The sequence below is a fragment of the Rummeliibacillus pycnus genome (assembly GCF_044359855.1).
GTDB classification, from domain to species: Bacteria; Bacillota; Bacilli; order Bacillales_A; family Planococcaceae; genus Rummeliibacillus; species Rummeliibacillus pycnus_A.
This window is the reverse complement of the sequence record NZ_CP132291.1, coordinates 4,018,547-4,038,180: the sequence shown is the minus strand read 5'-3', so window position 1 is coordinate 4,038,180 and position 19,634 is coordinate 4,018,547. Positions and strand designations below refer to the sequence as shown.

The window sequence follows — 19,634 nt, the reverse complement described above, 5'->3', positions numbered from 1 at the left end:
AAGCTTAAAAGTGGGTTTTTAATTTATGGAAATATAAAAATCTATCCTACTAAATAGTGTTGAAGCACAGGGAAGAATGTATCTGATAAAACAATACTAATCAGTGCTGCCACAATCATTGCTAGGCTTGAATAAGTTCCTTCTAACTCCCCTATTTCAAACGCTTTAGATGTGCCACAACCATGTGCCCCCATGCCAAGAAGTAACCCTTTTGCCGCTGATGTTCTAATACGAATCGATTTAATTACAAGTGGCCCAACAATACTACCTGTCAACCCTGTGACAATCACAAAAACAGCTGTCATTGTTGGCTCCCCACCGATAATTTCTGAAATATCCATCGCAATTGGAGTTGTAATGGAACGTGGCACTAAACTATTAATCATTTCATTAGATAACCCGATCCACATCGCAAATAAGAATGATGAAACAATTGCAACAGCAGAACCTGTTACAAGACTTGCTCCGATTGCTAAAGCATGTTTTTTTAATAAAGCAAAGTTTTTATAAATCGGAACTGCAAATGCAACAGTTGCTGGTCCCAAAAGATTAGATAACCAAGTAGCTCCTGAATTATAGTCTGAGTAAGAAGTATGTGTAACAAGCAATACTACTATAATAATTAATGGACAAATTAATAATGGCGATAATATAATCCAATTCATCTTTTGATATACTTTTTTACTTAATAGAAAAATAATAATTGTCCCCAAAAAACTAATGATACCTATTAGGCTCATACTTTCTTCATCCCTCTTTTTTGTACATAATCCGCAACTAAACCTGTACATGCCATCACAACAATTGTACTAAGAACAATCACTGTAACAAGTTTAATACCAATTACTCCAAGAATTTGATCATATTGCACAACACCTACTGCAGAAGGAACAAAGAATAATAATAACTCACCAGTTAATAACCCAGCCCCAAGATCTACCCATTCGAGTTTAACAATGTGCAACTGTAATGCTGCGAATAATAAGATAAGCCCAATAATACTACCTGGAATTGGTAGATGACTTACTTTTGCAATTCCATCCCCTAAAAGCAAAATACCGTATAGAAAAATAATTTGAACAATTATTTTTAGTATCTTCATCAAAAATCACACCTTTATTTTCAAATAGAAAAAACCGTCCGCTGCAGTAGACGGTATTCGCGGTAACCGTCTGACCTTCGTACGATTTTTTCAACATATTTACTTTACTCTAAAAAAAAGCATTCGTAAAATATATATTTTTTATATTTTGTATGCCTAAATGGCATAGTTCGGTGCGATATATTTGATAAATCCTTTCGTCGCATGAGATACGTAATGACCTTTTTTAGCAATAAGTACAATTTCCCATGGAATTGATGGGTTTACGATTGGAATTGCCTTTACTTCCTTTGGATTTACCTTCTCTGCAATCGCTTTTGGAAACATAGCAACGCCGAGATCATGTTCTACCATCTGACTAATAAAATCCCATTGAGAACTTTCATAAGCAATATGTGGCGTAAATCCTGCCTGCTCACATTCTTGTAATATGCAATCATGTAGCGTGAAATCTTGACTAAAAAGTAGCATTGGCTCATTTTTTAAATCCTTCATCATGACTGTTTCTTTGTTTGCTAAAGGGTTGGATCGATTAACGATTAGCATAAGCTGTTGGGACGTGTAAGGAATAACATGAAATTCTTCCATATCTGCTGGTAACATCACAAAGCCAAGATCTAACTCACCTGTTGCTACTAAATCTTTAATTACATTTGCGCCTCGTTCATCAATTTCAATCGTAATCCCAGGGAATTTTTCTTGAAATCCTTTAATCATTTTAGGGAAAAACAGAATCCCAATTAATGGAGGCATGCCGATTTTGATTTTCCCTTTTTGCAAGTGGGTTACATCTTCTAAGACAACATCTAATTCTTCAACTAAATTTAATATTTTTAAGGCCTGTCCATATACGACCTCTCCTACATCTGTTAATTCACTTCTTCTTGCAGAACGATGAAATAATGTGACATCTAACTGTTTTTCTAATGATTTGACGACTTTACTAAGCGTAGGTTGTGTAACATGTAAAGCTTCAGAAGCTTTTGTAAAACTTTTATATTTTGCAACAGTAACAAAATAATTTAACTCTCTTATTTCCATTACATAACACCCTTCCTATCCAGAATAACCAATTTACAGCTATTTATATCGAATTATTAATAATTTTTTGGTAATTTTAAACTATTTTTTAAGCGAAATAAGTTTTATTTAATCAGAAAGTACGATATGATTAACAGGTACAAAGTTATAAAAAATTAATTCGCAGTATATTATGAAAGTAGGTCTTTTTGTGAAACTAGGTAAAAAACTATTTCTATCATTTAGTGTATTTATCTTAATTATAGCAGTGACTTCTATAATCAATATGATCAATGCCAAAAAATCAGCAAGTTCTATAGATGAATTAGTTAATCATCGTATTGAACAGGTACAATTAGTAAAAGATGTTCAATATGAAACGGCACAACAAGGTTCATATCTACGAGGTTACATCTTACAAAATCAAGATATAGCACTTGATGAGATGAAAAAAGAACAACAAAATTTAGATAAAACACTAGACAGATTAGAAAAAACCGCTAGATCATCAACAATGCAACAACTAATTAAAGATTCAATTACGGAAAAAGCAAATTTTGACCAATACGCTCAAGAAACCGTAGATGCATTCCAAAGAAAAGATACGAAAAAAGCAATTCAGCTATTGAATGACAAAGTACAACCTACAAATGAAAAAATTTTAACAAATACTGAAGGTATGACGCAACATCAAAATAAAGAATTAGACAGTATTAAAGAAGCTACGAGAAGTGATGCTTCATTTGCCTTAAATACTGTCATCTGGGGTTTAATTATTGAACTTATAATCGCTATATTGTTAAGTATTATTATGATAAAAAAATTAACTGCTCCTATCCGTCAATTATTAAACGCAATAACTCGTGTTGCAAATGGAGATTTAACAGGTAAGCTTATTAAACTTAAAACTAAAGATGAATTCGCCGATTTAGCAAATGCTTTTAATAAGATGAAAGACAATTTACAAGGATTATTATACAAGACTAAGAGCAGTTCAGATCATTTAAGCACTACAGCTTATGAATTATCAACGAGTACATCTGAAGTTGCTTCTACTATAGATGATGTATCTAATTTTGTTGACATGACTGCTCAAAATGCTAAATTATCTTTAGTCGCTTCAAAAGACAGTGCAAATGCTATGGATGAAACAGCTTTTGGAGTTCAAAAAATTGCTGAATCTACCCAAAGCTTACTGAATAATGCTTTAGAAACATTGAATCACTCTAAAGAAGGTCAACAAAAATTAGCTGAAGCGAAAGATCAAATGCAAGAAATTTTTGATGCTACTGTTCAAGTCACAGATTTAACTAAACAATTAGGGAATCAAACGAAAGAAATAGAAAAAATTACACAAGTAATTACTGATATTACGGAACAAACAAACTTACTTGCACTTAATGCAGCCATTGAGGCAGCTCGTGCTGGTGAACACGGAAAAGGCTTTGCAGTGGTTGCTGATGAAGTACGAAAATTAGCTGAAGAATCAAAAACATCTGCTACTCATATTGTAAACTTAGTTGAAACAATACAACGTAATACTAAGAATGTTGAAGAAGGTGTAACTCAAGGATTGAATACAGTAAAAGAAGGTGTTACTGTTATCAATCAAGCAGATGTTTCCTTTGGTTCTATTACCGAATCTGTACGTTCAATGACTACTCAAATCGAAGAAATTTCTGCTTCATCCCAACAAATTTCTGCAAGTGCAGAAGAAGTTGCTGCTTCCATTGCAGAGATTTCAAATCAAGCAGAATCTGCATCCGATCAAATGGAAACTATCGCTGCATCCATACAAGAACAAAATGCTACTGTACAAGAGATTGATCATATATCCAAAGAATTAAAGGACAGATCTGTTTCTTTAAAAGAAGATATTCAAAAGTTCACTATTTAAAAAGGTTTTATAGCGTATAAATAATGGGAGTTGTCCAAAATAATGGACGGTTCAGACCGTAGACACACACGAAGAAATTCGATTTTATCTACGGTCTTTTTTTATTATTTATCGAAACGTTGATTTCCGTTACGGTGAACCTTTTCCTATGGCAAGTGCTAATATTAAATCCCCTATTATCACTATTCTCTTACTAATTACAAATATTTCTCCACTATGTTAATATATACTTAGTTCTGTGACATGGAGGGTTTATATGGCAAAGTTTGAGAAGATTGCTGAGAATTTGTTTTGTATTGATACGTATGATTTAGGATTACCGAATCGGACGAGCTCTTATTTGTTGAAGGATGAGAAAATTGCATTGATTGAAACATCTGCAAGCCCATCCGTACCATATATTTTAAAAGTATTAGAGGAATTGGATATTTCACCTTCTGATATTGATTATTTAATTTTGACGCATATTCATTTGGATCATGCAGGTGGTGCCGGCGTTTTTATGCAGCATTGTCCTAAAGCAAAAGTGTTTGTGCATCCAAAAGGTGTGCGTCATTTAGTAGATCCAAGCAGATTGATTGCTAGTGCAAAATCAGTATATGGTGAAAAATTTGATGGCATTTTCGGTGAGATTCTCCCAATTGCTGAAGAACGATTCCATCCAGTAGAAGATGGTAGAAGTTTAAATCTGGGAGCATCTACTCTCACTTTCTACCATACAAAAGGACATGCAAATCATCATATTTCCATCCATGATTCGATAACGAATGGGATGTTTGTTGGAGATACAACAGGAGTATATTATCCTGATATGGCCGAGGAAGATTTTGACGTAATATTACCTTCTACTTCTCCAAATCAATTTGATCCTGATTTAATGGAAGAATCCATTCAACTTTATGAAAAAATAAAACCTGAAATGATTTACTTCGGTCATTATGGTGCATATTCAAATCCAGAATTTGCGTATGAAGAAGTAAGACGGTATTTACCAATTTTCGTTCAAGCAGGCCGTCAAGCTATGCAAGAAGAAAGTGAATTTACAATGCAAGTAAATCGTACTGAGCAAATATTGACTGAAATAATATTTAAAGAATTACAATTAAAAGGATTACCAGAAAATCAGCCAATTTTCAAAGTAATCCCACTCGATTTAGCTGTGAGTGCTATGGGGATAATCGATTATTTGATAAAAGCTGAACAGAGTTCACATGTAAAATAGTTTAGGTAACAAAAAATAAAAGAGTGATGCGCAAAAATCATATGCCATCACTCTTTTAACTTATTCAATTAAACTGGAAGAAGTTTTTCTACAACGATACTATTTACTGCATTCATATATGCAAGAGCACTCGCTTTGATGACGTCTGTGTCAGTTGCTTTTGCTATATATTTTTCACCATTGTACTCAACTTGAAGCTTTACTTTCCCTAGTGCTTCCTTACCTCGTGAAACACTAGATATTTTATATTCAAGTAGTTTAATATCCATATCGATAATTTCTTTCATAGCAGAGTATAGAGCATCGATTGGTCCAGTTCCAACTGTGCTTGCGCTATATATTTCGTCACCTTTTTTGACTTTGATACTTGCAGATGGGAATGTTGTATTACTAATTACTTGTAGATCAACAAGCTCATAGAATTCGTCACTATGGTGCTCGATTTTTTCTGCCATTTGATGACGAACAAAGTATTTTTCTACAAGAATATATAAATCGTGGTTGTATACTTCTTTCTTAGCATCTGCAAGATTTAAGAAATCAACAAAAATTTCTTCAAATTGTTCATCTGAAATTTTACCAATTGATAACTTTTCTAATGCATTTTTCACTGCATGACGACCTGAACGAGCTGTTAATACGAGTTCCATATCGTCTAGACCTACTTCTGTTGGATGGATGATTTCATAGGCATCGCGTGATTTCAGAAGGCCATCTTGGTGAATTCCTGAAGAATGGGCAAATGCATTTTCACCTGTGATTGCTTTGTTTACTTGCACATCTAATCCCATTAAGCTACTGACGAGTTTCGATGTATTCATAATTTCCTTTGTTTTAATGTTTGTTGCAACATCACCAAAGTAATTGCCACGTGTGTGTAATGCCATAACTACTTCTTCTAAAGAAGCATTACCTGCGCGTTCACCGATACCGTTAATTGTACATTCTACTTTATCTGCACCGTTTTTGATTGCAGCAAGTGTGTTTGCTGTTGCCATGCCAAGATCATTATGGCAGTGAACACTTAGTAAAACTTGGTCATTTAAGTTTTTAATACGATCATTTAATCTATAAATCATTTCACCAAATTCTTCTGGAACTGCATAGCCAACTGTATCAGGTACATTGATCATCGTTGCACCTGCCTTAATGACGGCTTCAATTGTCTTCCAAAGATATTCAAAGTCTGAACGTGACGCATCTTCTGTTGAATATTGAACTTGTGGTATTAGTGATTTTGCATATTTTACTGCTTCCACGCCGATATCTAAAATTTGATCTTTAGATTTACCGAATTTCTTTTCAACATGGATATCAGATGTACCAAGTACCATATGAATCATCGGATTTTCTGCATACTTTACACTGTGATATACTGCATCAATATCAGCTTTTACAGCACGAGCTAACGCTGTAATCATAATATCATCTGTGTTACCAACTTTCATCGCCACTTCTTTTACCGCATTAAAATCACCTGTAGATGAAGCTGGGAAACCTGCTTCAATAATGTCAACTTGTAGTTTTTTAAGTTGTTTTGCTACTTCTAATTTTTCGTAAATATTCAGTTTTGCACCTGGTACTTGCTCCCCATCACGTAAAGTTGTATCAAAAACCCAAATTTTTCTAGACATTGTCAACACTCCTCTTTTTTTAATAAAATAAAAAATCCCGTCTCTATAAAAACTATAGAGACGAGATTATACTCGCGGTACCACTCTAATTGAACAATCTAAGATTGTCCCCCTTATTCAATAGCTATCACTATCTATCCTGATAACGGTAGGAATCCGAACTCCATTACTGTACTTTTCACGGAGTAGCTCATGGACGAGTTCAAAAGTATCTGACGACCGATTCACACCATCCATCGGCTCTCTTAGCGCTCACAACACTTTTTACTATTTCCAATCTTTGCTTTGATTTATGTGATTGATAGGATTGTAACGCAGAATGTTAACCACTGTCAACAGAATTTTTAGAAAATTTTATCATTTCAGAACTATTATTGGTCGATCGTTTCGCCAAATACACTCGACAGGTGCTTCAAAAAATGCACTTAAATTTTCACTTGTCAACATTTCTCTCGTTTTACCTTTCGCGAATACTTGCCCTTTTTTAAGTAATAATGTATTTTCAAATACCGGCAAAATTTCTTCTACATGATGTGTAACATAAATGATTGTAGGACCGTTTTCCATATTCGAAATATCAGAAACTGTTTTTAGTAAAGCTTCTCTTGCGATAAAATCAAACCCTGTTGCAGGTTCGTCTAAAATAAGTAACTCAGGTTCTCCCATTAGTGCACGACCTATTAAGATACGTTGTTTTTCCCCTTGTGATAAAGTTTCATAATCCCTATCTGCATATTCTATTGACCCTAATTGATGTAATAACCGAATTGCTTTTTTTCGTATTTCAGCAGTGGGTTTTTCATATAAACCGATGGAAGCATAGGCACCGCTTAATACAATTTCAAAAGCACTGTCCCGTGGATTTAGTTTTTCTTGAAATCCAGCTGAAACAATACTTATTTTACGTCGTAATTGATCACCTAGAACCGATTTCCCAAAAGTTTTTCCAACAACTTCTACTTGACCACTTGTAGGAAAATAATAGGCACAAAGCATATTTAATAATGCGGTTTTCCCCGCTCCATTCAATCCATATAAAACCCAATGCTCTCCCTTTTGAATCTCCCAATCAATATGTTGTAATATCCACGATTCATCTCTTCTTAAAGAAACATCTTGTAAATTCAGGACCATTTTAACATCTTCCTTTTGTTTCCATCTAATTTTTTAGTATTTTCATATAATATTTGAGACCTCTTTTAATTTTTCTCTAGTGCTAATTTAATACCAAATCCAACTAAAACAGTACCTGTAATACCTTCAATTGCCAATTGAGTTTGAGGCTTCATCATGAAGGTACGTATAGCATTTAAAAGAAGGATATAAAAGACAAACCAAATTGCTGTTAAAGCAACATATGTCAACCCCATCCAAACGAAAGGCAAAAATGAATGTATATTTGGGTCCACAAATTGAGGTAAGAAAGTTAAAAAGAATACCGCTACTTTAGGATTTAGTAAATTTGTTAAAAATCCTTGTTTAAAACAAGAATGATCATCATATTTCACCTCATCTTCTTTCAAAATCTCCATATCTTGTTTTTGTTTTCTCATAGAAATAAATGATTTTACACCTAGATAAATTAAATATCCCCCACCTATATATTTAAAGATGGAAAAGATAAATGCAGATTTTGCGATTAGTGCAGACAAACCTATAACTGCTGCTAATGTATGAATTAACAAAGCACAACAAGTACCTAATATCGTTTTTAAGCCACCCTTTTTTCCTAGAGTTAAAGTATTTTTTGTCGCAATCGCTGTATCAGGTCCAGGTAAAAGTATTAGTAAGATACACATTGTCACGAATAACCAATACTGTTCCATTTTATTCACCTCTTTCATTTATGGATATTATTTTATCAGAAAATTCTAAATAAAACACATGTATTTTAGTTTGTTCTCTACGCTACTAAAGTACTTACGAAGCACAATAGTTATATTGATATACTTTATATGAAATATATCCTGAGTGTTAATTCTCCAGTTTTATCCATTAAAAAATGGATGATCAACCGATACCCGCTACGGATTGCTCGCTTTCCTGCGGGCGTGCGCTGAGCCGCTTCCTTCGCTACGCTTCGTGCAGGGTCTCAGCTACCACGCTTTTCCCGCGGGAGTCGAGCAATCCTCCGCTACAATCAATAAACAATGAAACACAAGCTCCTTAAAAGTATAATTACAGAAGAATATTCTTCCTTTTATATCCTAATCAACACGCTTGAAAATATCTAATAATAATTAAATTATATTAATTTCACATTGACATAGATACACACTATTAATTCTTTGTAGTTCATAACATATTCATCATTAGTAATACATATTTTGTACTATCAATAGTTTAAAAGATTGTAATCATCTTTTTTACAAATAGTATTGATGATATGCATTCTATTAAATAAATAGATAAAGGGGGATGTTTAGATGAAAAAGGTATTTGTTCTACTTATTATAGTACTTTCAGTGATTTTAACTGCATGTGGAGGTTCTGGGACAGATAGTTCTGATAGCGGTACATCTACGATTGAAAAGGTTAAGAAAAACAAAAAAATCGTAATTGGGACTGCACCTGGCTATGCGCCTTTCGAAATGGTAGATTTGAAAGGAAAATATGTTGGTTACGATATCGATACAGCAAAAGCAATTGGAAAAGCTCTTGGGGTAAAAGTTGAATTTAAAGAATATGCCTTTGATGGATTAATCGCTGCTTTACAAGTTGGAGAAATCGATATGATTGTTTCTGGGATGACGATTACTGGACCACGTGCATTATCTGTCAGCTTCGCAAATCCATACTATAAAACAAAGCAAGTAGCACTTGTACCAAGTTCAGATACGACTACAAAAAAATGGACGGACTTAGACAAAAAAGGAAAGAAAATTGCTACAGTTATCGGTACAACAGGACAATTAATTACAAAAAATACATTCAAACATGCAGAAATTAAAGATTATAAAGAAATGCCTGCAGCAGCACTTGCTATGATATCTGGTCAAATCGATGGTGTAGTTTATGACGAATCTTCTGTTCGTATTTGGAGCAAAGAAAATGGCAAATCTAGAGTAATTGACAATCAAATTTCAGCTGAAAATTTAGGTATTGCTATAAAACATAATGATTTAAAAACTGTACAATGGTTAAATTCATTCTTATACAGCTATCTTGATGGACCAGATGAATTGAAATCAAGAAAATATTGGTTCGAAAGTGATGAATGGTACGCCAACATTAACAACAAAGTAGAAGCCGAATAACGAATATGGAAGAAAGTATCGTTTATACAATCCTTACTTTCTTCCTTTTTTATATATGACAATATTTTTCCTAAAGGAGGAGGAACTTTATGATCTATCAACCGGATTGGAGTATTATCACAGATAATCTAGATATATTTTGGACAGGCTTGCTGTTAACTCTTAGAATTTCTGCTCTTTCTTTACTTTTAGCCATCCCAATCGGCATCATTGTTGGTATGGGACGTATTTCTAAAAATCGTTTAATCAATTTTCTCGCTTCTGCTTATGTTGAAATTATGAGGGGTATACCATTAATTGTTATTCTTATTTGGATTTATTTCGTATTAGGGCAATTTTTAAAATTAGGCTCCTTTTGGGGTTCAATATTCTCTTTAGGTATTTTCTCCGCTGCTTTTATTGCTGAAATTGTGAGAGGCGGTATTCAATCTATCCCTAAAGGGCAAATGGAAGCAGCGAGGTCCTCAGGTATGTCTCATTTCCAAGCCATGAAACTCATTGTACTACCACAAGCAATTCGGAAAACGCTACCGCCCATGGCATCTCAATTTATATTATTAATAAAAGACTCTTCTCTTGTATCAACAATTTCTGCAGTAGATTTAACATTAAAAGCTACTAACTTAGCAGCAATATCCTATCGCTATATTGAAATTTGGTCATTTGTAGCTGTAGTATATTTTGCCGTGACATTTACCTTATCACTAATCATCAGACAATTTGAGAAAAGATTGTTAAAAACTGAATTCTAGAGGGGGGACACAATATGATAACGATCAAAAATGTTTCGAAGAGTTTTGGAAAGAACAAAGTCTTAGAGGATATAAATCTATCCATTGATAAATCTAATGTCGTTGCACTAATTGGACCAAGTGGTGCAGGTAAATCCACTCTTATTCGCACCATTAATGCACTTGAGGAGATAGACCATGGTGAAATTCTTGTTGAAAATGTTCCTATTCATCAAAAAGGAACAAACATTAATAAAGTTCGAACACAAATTGGTTTTGTTTTTCAAAGCTTTAACTTATACCCATTTTTAACTGCTTTAGAAAATGTCACAATTGCACCAATTAAAGTAAAAGGTATTGCAAAAGAGAAAGCGATTGCTCATGGAAAAGAGTTACTTGATTCATTGGGACTTGGAGACAAATTTGAAGCTTATCCATCCCAATTATCTGGAGGTCAACAACAAAGGGTTGCAATTGCTAGAGCTCTTGCTATGGAACCACATGTGATGCTTTTTGATGAACCTACTTCAGCCTTGGACCCTGAAATGGTTAAAGAAGTATTAGACGCAATACGTAAATTAGCACATGAAGGAATGACAATGGTTGTTGTTACTCATGAGATGGGGTTTGCCAAAGAAATTTGTGATCAAATTGTATTTATGGCTGAAGGGAAAATCGTAGAAATAGCTCCACCAGTAGCGTTCTTTTCAAACCCTAAATCTGAAAGGGCAAAATCGTTCTTATCAAAAGTTTTAAATCACTAACTCTTTGCAACTATTAATATCATTTTCTTTCTCTTTAAATAACAATTTTTCTTATATAAAAAAAGCACTCTTCTATGAGTGCTTTCTTTACATATTATCCAAGTAATTCATGTTTAACTACTTCATAAGCTTGGCAAATTGATGCCAACTTATCTGCTGGTTCGTTTTGAATTAACTCATTTGCAATTGTATAAAGATTTGCGTCATCATGATCAGCAAGATCCATTAGAATTTGTCCTTCAATCTTATCTATATAAAACTCAATAGTGCTATCCATTTAAAATACTCCTTTTATTTTTCCTATATGAACATCTTGTTATATACATTTTTTAGCCTTATATATCTTACATGGTCAGACATCTTACTTCCAGTCTTTTGCTCTATTTTCTATTTATATTGTGTCAAATATTTGACACTCTCTTTTCTTCGCTGTATGGAATCGTTTTCATTATTTCAGGCGGAAATTTCAGAACTTTAAATTCAACACTTGCATTAAAGAACAAATGTTCTTATAATATAATTGAGGTGACAGACTTGCATCCGCTAGATAAACAAAAGAGCACACTTTCCCCCAATGACAAAAACGCTTTAGAAACCGTAGCGAAAGAATTACTACAAACTTCATCAAAAGAACTTCTATTAGAAAAACTTTCTATTTATGAGATTCAACAAAAAAACAAAACGGTTGCTCGTTAGAACAACCGTTTTGTCAAAATTGATTATTTACTTATTAACTTTAACATTAGGATTATCATAGCCACGGAATGTGTATGGCTCATCTGGCTTTTGTGTATCTTCTATCTTCGTTACTTTTAAATAAGGAATATTCGATTTGAAAGGTTGATAGTATATTGTCGATAATTTTCCTTCTACATTAACCCATTCATCATTTTTAAAATGTTGATCCTCTGGAAGTTGTACAAGCATGCCATAAACACCGGCATCTGCGATACAGTGAATAACACCAAATCGTAATACAAACACTTGATTCTTCCCTAATTCATGATCTTGGTAGATAAACCCTTTATAAGAAACTGTTTTCCCCATGAATTCTCCAGGGAAATTATACAATGTTTCCATCCCCATTAAGAAATTATTATCATTTAAAGCAACAGTGTCCATTTTAGAAAACTCATCTAACTCTTGTTGCATTAAATCTAAATAACCATCTTTTCCAAAAAACACACTCGTATCCGGTTTTAGATACTGTGGTTTGATAAACTGGTCACCCTTTTGTAACGTATTGATTGATTGGAAAGAAAATCCCTTCGACCTAACAACTGTTGAATCGAGTGTAGCAATTGGCAAGCATAATCCAGTTATTAGAGGAAAAGCAAACAACCCATAAAAAAGAATTCTTTTCCACCATGGTTTATCTTGCTCATGTTCATGGTCATGCCCACAATCACATTCTACTTTTGAATCACCTTTTGCAATATTGAAAATTTGCACAACTGTTAGAGTACCAAATAATATAATACCTAGAATGTTAATATACTCATATTTCATATTAATGTATTTCGCATTATCGCCTGAAGCAAAGAGGTAATAAAAGAAATACGTAAATCCCATTAAGATTAAAGCTCGGATCATCAATATTCCCCTCCTAGACTAGCATAGAGCTGATAAATACTAATACAAAAATATACAAAATCAGCACTGCAATGAATTTTTTCTTAAAAGTATGATACATCATTAATAAATTTTTGATATCTACCATTGGACCAATTAATAAAAAAGCTACCAATGATGATGTAGAGAAAGTGCCTCTAAATGATGCCGCGATAAATGCATCTGCTTCTGAACATAATGACAAAATACCTGCCAACAACATCATTACTAACGAAGATGTTGCTTTTGTTTGGCCAAGATCCATTAACACAGATGTTTTCACAAAAATTTGCATAGAAGCCGCGATAAATGCACCAATAATTAAATATTTACCTACAGAAAAGAATTCCTCAACTGCATGATTTAATGTACCCACAAATTTTTGCCAAAGAGTAGTTGCATGTTCATGATGGTGATCATGCTCATCTTCATCCAAAAGTTGTGTCCCCTTGTATTGGTAAGATAGTATAATCCCAATAATAAAGGCAATGATAATAGCAAATCCTGCACGATACCACACCATTTGCCAGTTATTTCCGAAAGCGATGAATGTTGAAAATAATACGATTGGATTTATAATTGGTCCAGTTAACATAAATGGAATTGCCACATGAAGAGGAACTCCCTTTTTAAGTAAACGATGGACAATTGGGATTATCCCACATTCACATGAAGGAAATAGCGCTCCTATCAACGAACCATATAAAACAGCTAGCACTCTATTTTTAGGTACAATTTTTGCAATCATCTGATCGGTAACGAACATTTGAATAATACCTGAAATAAAAACACCAATCAGTACAAATGGGAACGCTTCTATAATTATACTGATAAAGATGGTGTTTAGTTGTAAAAATGTAGACACGCTTCTCAAAACCTTCTTTTCTATCTATTTTTAAGCATTAGCATTATACTCTTTTTTTTATAAAAAAAGAAGTTTATCCAAACTAAAACTCCAATATAACTTGACTTTATTTAGAGGATTTTGGTTGCATATTTTTTAATAAAAATCCTGCATTGCTTACATACTCTTCTTTTGGGCCAAATGTTAGATTTCTAAATTAAAATTTTTACCGTTTGCGCTTTATAATTAATGATTCGTTAAAAATGCCCATAGAAAAAGCACACCCATTTGGATGTGCTTAATTACTAATACTTATCCTATTTATTTATACTGTAGTAACCCTAATCTTAATCTTTCATCAATATCTAATGGTCTGAGAATCTTACTTTATAGTCCCCATTCCTTCTAACATAATTTTGGCATCTGTATTGAGATAAGCTAAAACTTCTTCTCGAAGAAATAAAGACTCTTTTCCTTTTATAACGAGCTTTAATCCTCTTATATCAAATTTTGACGCGTATACATTAATTGCATTGATTGTATTAATTTCAGACCTTGTTAATGGCTTAGCATCTTGATTTTTCTTATCAAGGATAAAGTTTAGAATTTCTCTGGCGTTACTATTTAAATGCACTTTAAAATGTTTTACCAAATCTGAATTTTCTTCGATATGTCTTCTTGCAGTAACAAAATCCAATTCATTAACTGAATTATTTATAACTGAAATAAGTTCTTTACTCTCCAAAATGCTTGCCTCTTTCTAACTGTTTTCTTTACTTTATCGGTTTAAAGAAGAAAAATTAAAGATAGATATTAAAAATGTACTTATTATTAAGTTGTGATAGGTTCCAAATGTAGGACAGTAAGTCAAATGATCTGCTGTTGACTTTATATTTTTTTAACCTAAAGGTTCCAATATAGAATCAGCATATAATCCCCCTCCCCGTTGTAGACTTGAAGTTTCAATTGTTTGATATAATATAGTATCCATTTATCGTCTCTAATTATTTTTCATAACATCACTAAATATCACTGAAAGCATATAATACTCTGAAAGGATTGATGACTATGCCATGGCAACATAAAGTAGCGTACTTAATAGGTCAGCCGGTAGGTATATCGCTTTCAAATGGGCAAGGTACATCAGGCGTATTGTGTGATGTATCAGATGGAAAGCTGCTTGTTATTGAATATCTGTATCATACTCAATTTGCGTTAAAAAAATATGATTTCCACATGATTCAAGATGTAAATGGATTCCCACCTTGTTATAATCAACGATTATATTAATAATTCATTACAAACCGACAGCTCAAAATTTGGGCTGTTTTTTAATTCACAAAATCTTCGAACTACGACATAGTAACTTTTTTTAAGTTCCTTGTATTTATATAAAGTGGCCATTTTTATTAAAACGAATTATTTTTCTTATTACTCCCATACTATCTATGTTTGAAAATGTTCAAATAAGAGAGGAAGTGCAAGTATGGGAATTCTTAGCGGAAACCCTAAAGACGAGCCATTACACTACGGAGAAGTGTTTAGTATATGGACACATCTTGCTGTAAATTATGGTTTCATTGCTGGTTATCAAACATTTTATAATCATGCTGGTGATGAAGATTTAAAAACAATAATCGAAGACATTATCTACACTTGTAGAGAAGAAGCAAAACAGTTAGATAAAATATTAAAAACTAACGGTGTTGCTCTACCACCCGCACCACCAGAAAGGCCAGTTGCAAGAATTGAGGATATTCCTCCAGGTGCGAAATTTAATGATCCAGAAATTAGCGCTGCCCTAACAGGTGACCTTGCTGCTGGGCTAGTTACATGTAGCCAAGTTATGGGTATGTCTACTAGAGAAGATATTGCGCTAATGTACGCTCAATTCCACACAGATAAAGCTCAACTTGGAGCAAAATTGTTACGTCTTAATAAAACTAAAGGTTGGTTAGTTCCACCACCAATGCATTACCCTGAAAAATAATAATTATTAAACCTGACACAATGATCCCCAGTACTATTCAACTGGGGTTTTTTCATTTCTTTCAGTAGTTGCAATAAGGCATTTTAATCTTCCTTTTTACTGCACATTTCCCTTCATCTGTTCACTTAATCCCCATCATAAATCCTGACTATAAAGCCCCTCTCCACAACAGGAATATGAAATCCCATTTTGGCATTCCCCCTATGAATAAAACAAATTTTCTTTAAGTAATTCCATTGCATGGTCTAGCTGTTCTTTCGAGTATTTTTTTGTCGCCCCTAATGGAATCCTTCCTTTTGTTTCGCAATGGTAATGAATACTAGTCAAGGATGTGTTCCATTTTAGATGTAATGTTTCGTATACATTTTGTAAAGGCACATTGACATACTTCCTATAAATGGATATAATCTCTGTAACAAGATTTACATAAAGGAGAAATGGTGGATTTGGTCATAAATAAAGTAAAACAATTCCGCGTTGTTAGAGACATCACCCAAGAACAACTCGCTTCAGCTGTTAACATCACCAGGCAGTCCCTCATCGCTATCGAGAAGAACAGATATAACCCTAGCTTAGAATTAGCATTAAAATTATGTGAATTTTTTAATTGTAAAGTGGAGGACTTATTTCAATTAGATAAAACTGGGGAGGAATAACATTGAAAAGCAAAGCTATTGAACAAGCGATACCTTATATTACCATCCTTTTACTAGGAACTATATTAATTTATTTTAGTGACGGTCTTGAAGCAACTCTTCTTTATATAGTAGCCTTTATCTTCTTCGGATTAGCATTTGCGCTATTAAAAAAGTTATTCTTTAAGAAGAAAACAGAATCAGAAGAGTATCCATTGCCAGTAATGGATGAAAGAATTGAAAAGCTGAGTTTGAAATTTATGGCTCAAATCTTCGGTCTTTCTCATTTTGTTGGTGCTGTAATACTATTTGTTTTATTTATAAATAACAAAAGCTCGATGATACGGGTAGAGTATGTTCTGTATTACGTGATGGGAGTTCTTTTCTTTACTATGATGTTTGGCTTAAAAATCGTAAAGAGATTTGATCAGTAATTGAAAAAAGAACCTTTTGGTTCTTTTTTCGTTTTCGTAAATCAATATTTTTTTATTGTTTTTCGATAAAAAAGGTGGTAGTATAATTTCATTAAAGAAAGGAAGTTGAAAAAATGAATAAAAACATCATAAAAGTAACAAATGGTTTGGTGATGGCTGGAATTTTTCTAACATTATTAGCTCTTATTTCTTTGCCATTGGTAATGACAGCTTTTTTTAAAAGTGCCTTATCTATGACCGATACAAATTTAGATATGGTTGTAGTCATTGCGATTTATATCTGTGCTATTCCTTACTTAATAGCTCTATTCTCATTAAAAAAGATGTGCAAACTATTATTGTTAAATCAACCTTTTTCATCAGATATGCCAAAACAATTGAAAATAATCTCTAAATGTTCTTTCAGTGAGTTACTTCTTTTTAATTTAACTACTCTAGGATTATTCATTGTATACGACATATACCTATATGCGTTCACAATAGTATCATGTCTAGTTATTTCATTTGTCTCATTAGTAATATGTCTATTAAGTCTTGTTTTCGCAAATCTATTTAAAACAGCAATTGAAATAAAAAATGAAAATGATTATACAGTTTAATTAAGAAAGGAGATACTATGACCATTCAAGTGAATTTAGACTTAATTATGGTAAAAAGAAAAATGAGTTCTACTGAACTTGCTGATAAATTAGGAATCACTAAGGCTAATCTCTCTATTTTAAAAAATAACAAAGCGAAAGCTATTAGATTTACAACATTAAATGAAATTTGTAAAGCTCTAGATTGTCAACCAGGTGACATCTTGGAATATGTTAAAGATGAATAATGAATGAGGATAGCTTCGGCAAGTAGTTTTCTTGCTGAAGCTGGTATTGTTGCTTATTTGCGTTCTAATTATTTTTGAGATTTTTGTTTTTTTATATAAATAATTATAGCTACTATTATTAATATTATAGGTGTAGCCCAAAGTATCTCTGTAAACTTACCAGATGATATACCTTGAAGACCGTATAAATAAATACTTACTAGTGTTGCTGTAATTACTAACAAGGTTTCTTCTAAAAACATTATCATTATTAAATCTCCTCTATAACTCTATTTGTTAATAAAAACATATTACTAAAAGAAAGTTGAAGATACATATCTTAGAACTTTATAATGAAGCCAAAAAGAATGGTATTAAGGCTAAAGGTAGTAATTCTAGTATAACGAGTAGAAAAATGCCCTCTAAAGTAAAAAAGTACTCTTCCATAGATTCATTCTACTATATAATCCATCAGTTAAAGTATAGAAAATTAAGTTATTCCCAGTGAATATATATTGAATTTTTTTTAAAATGTAGATATTTTATATACGTCTCGATTAATGTATAAATCTTCTTTTATAAAAAAGAGCACCAAACAAACGCAGTAATTGCGTAAATTCAGTGCTCACTCCTGGTTGTTCCAGTAATCTTATTAGTATTTTTCAACCTATTTATTCAAATTACATTTAGCTTTTCCATTATTACGATAGCGTTGTTTGTCTTGTTTCATATTTTCTTTTAAAGCGCTAATAACACGTTTCAGTCGCTTATTTTCTTTGTTTTTATTAGCTAATTGTCGTTTCAAGTGATAGTTTTCAGCTTCGATAAACTTGTAGTGTTCCCATGCTGATTGTTCTCGTACAGTTTGCTCATTCATAGTTAAACACCTCGGCACGATTTTTTATTTAGCTAACACTTATTCTAAATCTGATAAACGTGATAATTGCTTATCTACTTTTACTATAACATGTTGATTGAATTTATTCATCCACTTACTTGTTTACTTCTTCAAAGTTTCTGCGTATACTTTATCTCGCTGTGAGTTGGAATACCTTTATTCCAGCTAATCTCCTGTTTTCCGTATCCAGTTGGTGGTGGTGCACAACTTTAAGTTGACCGTCGCATACGCACTACATTTCTGGTATATCAATTACTATAATTAAATCTTCATCTATTTGTCTTACCAAGAGCATTCACCCCAGTGATCTAATTGTATCACCCAATATATTTCCGTATATTATCATTTTTTTGTTTTACCCTTTTATAGGACCTTATAAGACAAAATAAGAAGCTTCGCCTTATGTCAGGTGAAAAAGTTAAGTATAAGTTCATTTTCACTAAAGAGACCTCTTATGTGCCCTTTCGCAACTCCTACGTTAACGAAGTCTTAAAAAAGCTATTCTAACATTTTGAGCTACCACGAATAACTGTACATGGATTACGTCATTCGTGTGCGTCACTTCTGATTGCATATGGTGTAGATATCAAAGTTGTTCAAAAAATACTTGGCCATGCACATATCGAAACAACCATAAACAACTATACTCATGTGACTACCGAGACAATTGAAAAAACAACAGATTTGCTTATAAATTACTTAAAAGAATCAAAGAAAAAGCTCTGGTGGTCAAAAAGCCAAAATAACAAAAAAACCACCCTAATTAAAGGGTGGTCTGAGTGTAAGTGAT

25 protein-coding genes and 1 other annotated feature are annotated in these 19,634 nt (G+C 32.9%); of the genes, 13 read left to right on the top strand and 12 right to left on the bottom strand.

Going from position 1 to position 19,634, the window contains the following annotated elements:
- Positions 1-41 precede the first annotated feature (41 nt).
- From Q8X41_RS19840 to Q8X41_RS19830, 3 genes are all read right to left on the bottom strand, one after another.
- On the bottom strand, positions 42-740 hold the full coding sequence (locus tag Q8X41_RS19840; protein WP_397537964.1) for an LrgB family protein: 699 nt from the start codon (positions 738-740) through the stop codon (positions 42-44).
- Positions 737-1,102, bottom strand: a complete 366-nt coding sequence (locus Q8X41_RS19835) for a CidA/LrgA family protein (RefSeq protein WP_397537962.1) — start codon at positions 1,100-1,102, stop codon at positions 737-739. Before Q8X41_RS19835 ends, Q8X41_RS19840 begins: the two co-directional genes overlap by 4 nt.
- Positions 1,103-1,258: 156 nt before the next feature.
- Positions 1,259-2,143 (bottom strand): LysR family transcriptional regulator, encoded by an 885-nt coding sequence (locus Q8X41_RS19830; protein WP_397537961.1) that lies wholly within the window; start codon positions 2,141-2,143, stop codon positions 1,259-1,261.
- Positions 2,144-2,333: 190 nt separating this feature from the next.
- On the opposite strand from Q8X41_RS19830, the gene Q8X41_RS19825 reads away from it, so the two are divergent.
- Both Q8X41_RS19825 and Q8X41_RS19820 read left to right on the top strand, forming a co-directional pair.
- Positions 2,334-4,019: a methyl-accepting chemotaxis protein gene (locus Q8X41_RS19825; RefSeq protein WP_397537960.1), complete on the top strand. Its 1,686-nt coding sequence runs from the start codon at positions 2,334-2,336 to the stop codon at positions 4,017-4,019.
- Between the two features lie 256 nt (positions 4,020-4,275).
- Entirely contained in the window at positions 4,276-5,241 is a 966-nt protein-coding gene (locus tag Q8X41_RS19820; protein ID WP_397537959.1) for an MBL fold metallo-hydrolase, read from the top strand.
- Positions 5,242-5,309: 68 nt separating this feature from the next.
- Here the strand turns inward: Q8X41_RS19820 and Q8X41_RS19815 are convergent, their stop codons facing one another.
- From Q8X41_RS19815 to Q8X41_RS19805, 3 genes are all read right to left on the bottom strand, one after another.
- A complete protein-coding gene (locus Q8X41_RS19815; protein ID WP_397537958.1) occupies positions 5,310-6,875 on the bottom strand; it encodes a 2-isopropylmalate synthase in 1,566 nt (521 codons plus the stop codon).
- A gap of 53 nt (positions 6,876-6,928) precedes the next feature.
- Positions 6,929-7,165, bottom strand: a binding site (T-box leader).
- Positions 7,166-7,232: 67 nt separating this feature from the next.
- On the bottom strand, positions 7,233-8,009 hold the full coding sequence (locus Q8X41_RS19810) for an ABC transporter ATP-binding protein (RefSeq protein ID WP_397537957.1): 777 nt from the start codon (positions 8,007-8,009) through the stop codon (positions 7,233-7,235).
- A gap of 65 nt (positions 8,010-8,074) precedes the next feature.
- Complete coding sequence (locus Q8X41_RS19805) at positions 8,075-8,701, bottom strand: LysE family translocator (protein ID WP_397537955.1); 627 nt, start codon at positions 8,699-8,701, stop codon at positions 8,075-8,077.
- A 600-nt stretch (positions 8,702-9,301) separates the two neighbouring features.
- Between Q8X41_RS19805 and Q8X41_RS19800 the strand changes: the two genes are divergently transcribed.
- From Q8X41_RS19800 to Q8X41_RS19790, 3 genes are all read left to right on the top strand, one after another.
- Entirely contained in the window at positions 9,302-10,132 is an 831-nt protein-coding gene (locus Q8X41_RS19800) for a transporter substrate-binding domain-containing protein (RefSeq protein WP_397537954.1), read from the top strand.
- An 89-nt stretch (positions 10,133-10,221) separates the two neighbouring features.
- Positions 10,222-10,884, top strand: a complete 663-nt coding sequence (locus tag Q8X41_RS19795; protein ID WP_397537953.1) for an amino acid ABC transporter permease — start codon at positions 10,222-10,224, stop codon at positions 10,882-10,884.
- A 14-nt stretch (positions 10,885-10,898) separates the two neighbouring features.
- Positions 10,899-11,627, top strand: a complete 729-nt coding sequence (locus Q8X41_RS19790; protein ID WP_397537952.1) for an amino acid ABC transporter ATP-binding protein — start codon at positions 10,899-10,901, stop codon at positions 11,625-11,627.
- A 94-nt stretch (positions 11,628-11,721) separates the two neighbouring features.
- Here the strand turns inward: Q8X41_RS19790 and Q8X41_RS19785 are convergent, their stop codons facing one another.
- On the bottom strand, positions 11,722-11,904 hold the full coding sequence (locus tag Q8X41_RS19785) for a UPF0158 family protein (protein WP_397537950.1): 183 nt from the start codon (positions 11,902-11,904) through the stop codon (positions 11,722-11,724).
- Positions 11,905-12,161: 257 nt separating this feature from the next.
- Between Q8X41_RS19785 and Q8X41_RS19780 the strand changes: the two genes are divergently transcribed.
- Positions 12,162-12,323, top strand: coding sequence for a hypothetical protein (locus Q8X41_RS19780; protein WP_397537948.1), 162 nt, complete (start codon positions 12,162-12,164; stop codon positions 12,321-12,323).
- Between the two features lie 27 nt (positions 12,324-12,350).
- On the opposite strand, the gene Q8X41_RS19775 is transcribed toward Q8X41_RS19780, so the two are convergent.
- The 3 genes from Q8X41_RS19775 to Q8X41_RS19765 form a co-directional block, all read right to left on the bottom strand.
- Positions 12,351-13,220, bottom strand: a complete 870-nt coding sequence (locus Q8X41_RS19775; protein WP_397537947.1) for a TIGR03943 family putative permease subunit — start codon at positions 13,218-13,220, stop codon at positions 12,351-12,353.
- A 13-nt stretch (positions 13,221-13,233) separates the two neighbouring features.
- Positions 13,234-14,112 carry a permease gene (locus Q8X41_RS19770; RefSeq protein ID WP_397537946.1) on the bottom strand — a complete coding sequence of 293 codons (879 nt, stop codon included), beginning with the start codon at positions 14,110-14,112 and terminating at the stop codon, positions 13,234-13,236.
- A 352-nt stretch (positions 14,113-14,464) separates the two neighbouring features.
- The gene (locus Q8X41_RS19765; RefSeq protein ID WP_397537944.1) at positions 14,465-14,827 is read right to left on the bottom strand and encodes a hypothetical protein; all 363 of its coding nucleotides are present in this window, start codon (positions 14,825-14,827) and stop codon (positions 14,465-14,467) included.
- A 323-nt stretch (positions 14,828-15,150) separates the two neighbouring features.
- Between Q8X41_RS19765 and Q8X41_RS19760 the strand changes: the two genes are divergently transcribed.
- From Q8X41_RS19760 to Q8X41_RS19735, 6 genes are all read left to right on the top strand, one after another.
- Positions 15,151-15,372 carry a hypothetical protein gene (locus Q8X41_RS19760; protein ID WP_397537943.1) on the top strand — a complete coding sequence of 74 codons (222 nt, stop codon included), beginning with the start codon at positions 15,151-15,153 and terminating at the stop codon, positions 15,370-15,372.
- Between the two features lie 196 nt (positions 15,373-15,568).
- Positions 15,569-16,072 (top strand): DUF3231 family protein, encoded by a 504-nt coding sequence (locus Q8X41_RS19755; protein WP_397537941.1) that lies wholly within the window; start codon positions 15,569-15,571, stop codon positions 16,070-16,072.
- Positions 16,073-16,518: 446 nt separating this feature from the next.
- The gene (locus Q8X41_RS19750) at positions 16,519-16,728 is read left to right on the top strand and encodes a helix-turn-helix transcriptional regulator (RefSeq protein ID WP_397537940.1); all 210 of its coding nucleotides are present in this window, start codon (positions 16,519-16,521) and stop codon (positions 16,726-16,728) included.
- A 2-nt stretch (positions 16,729-16,730) separates the two neighbouring features.
- On the top strand, positions 16,731-17,141 hold the full coding sequence (locus Q8X41_RS19745; protein ID WP_397537939.1) for a hypothetical protein: 411 nt from the start codon (positions 16,731-16,733) through the stop codon (positions 17,139-17,141).
- Between the two features lie 113 nt (positions 17,142-17,254).
- Positions 17,255-17,740 (top strand): DUF2975 domain-containing protein, encoded by a 486-nt coding sequence (locus tag Q8X41_RS19740; protein ID WP_397537938.1) that lies wholly within the window; start codon positions 17,255-17,257, stop codon positions 17,738-17,740.
- 17 nt (positions 17,741-17,757) lie between these two features.
- Positions 17,758-17,967 (top strand): helix-turn-helix domain-containing protein, encoded by a 210-nt coding sequence (locus Q8X41_RS19735; protein ID WP_397537936.1) that lies wholly within the window; start codon positions 17,758-17,760, stop codon positions 17,965-17,967.
- Positions 17,968-18,035: 68 nt separating this feature from the next.
- On the opposite strand, the gene Q8X41_RS19730 is transcribed toward Q8X41_RS19735, so the two are convergent.
- The gene (locus Q8X41_RS19730) at positions 18,036-18,215 is read right to left on the bottom strand and encodes a hypothetical protein (protein ID WP_397537935.1); all 180 of its coding nucleotides are present in this window, start codon (positions 18,213-18,215) and stop codon (positions 18,036-18,038) included.
- A 398-nt stretch (positions 18,216-18,613) separates the two neighbouring features.
- Complete coding sequence (locus Q8X41_RS19725; RefSeq protein WP_397537933.1) at positions 18,614-18,823, bottom strand: hypothetical protein; 210 nt, start codon at positions 18,821-18,823, stop codon at positions 18,614-18,616.
- 546 nt (positions 18,824-19,369) lie between these two features.
- Here Q8X41_RS19725 and Q8X41_RS19720 point away from each other — a divergent pair.
- Positions 19,370-19,633 (top strand): tyrosine-type recombinase/integrase, encoded by a 264-nt coding sequence (locus Q8X41_RS19720; protein ID WP_397540310.1) that lies wholly within the window; start codon positions 19,370-19,372, stop codon positions 19,631-19,633.
- Position 19,634: the final 1 nt, after the last annotated feature.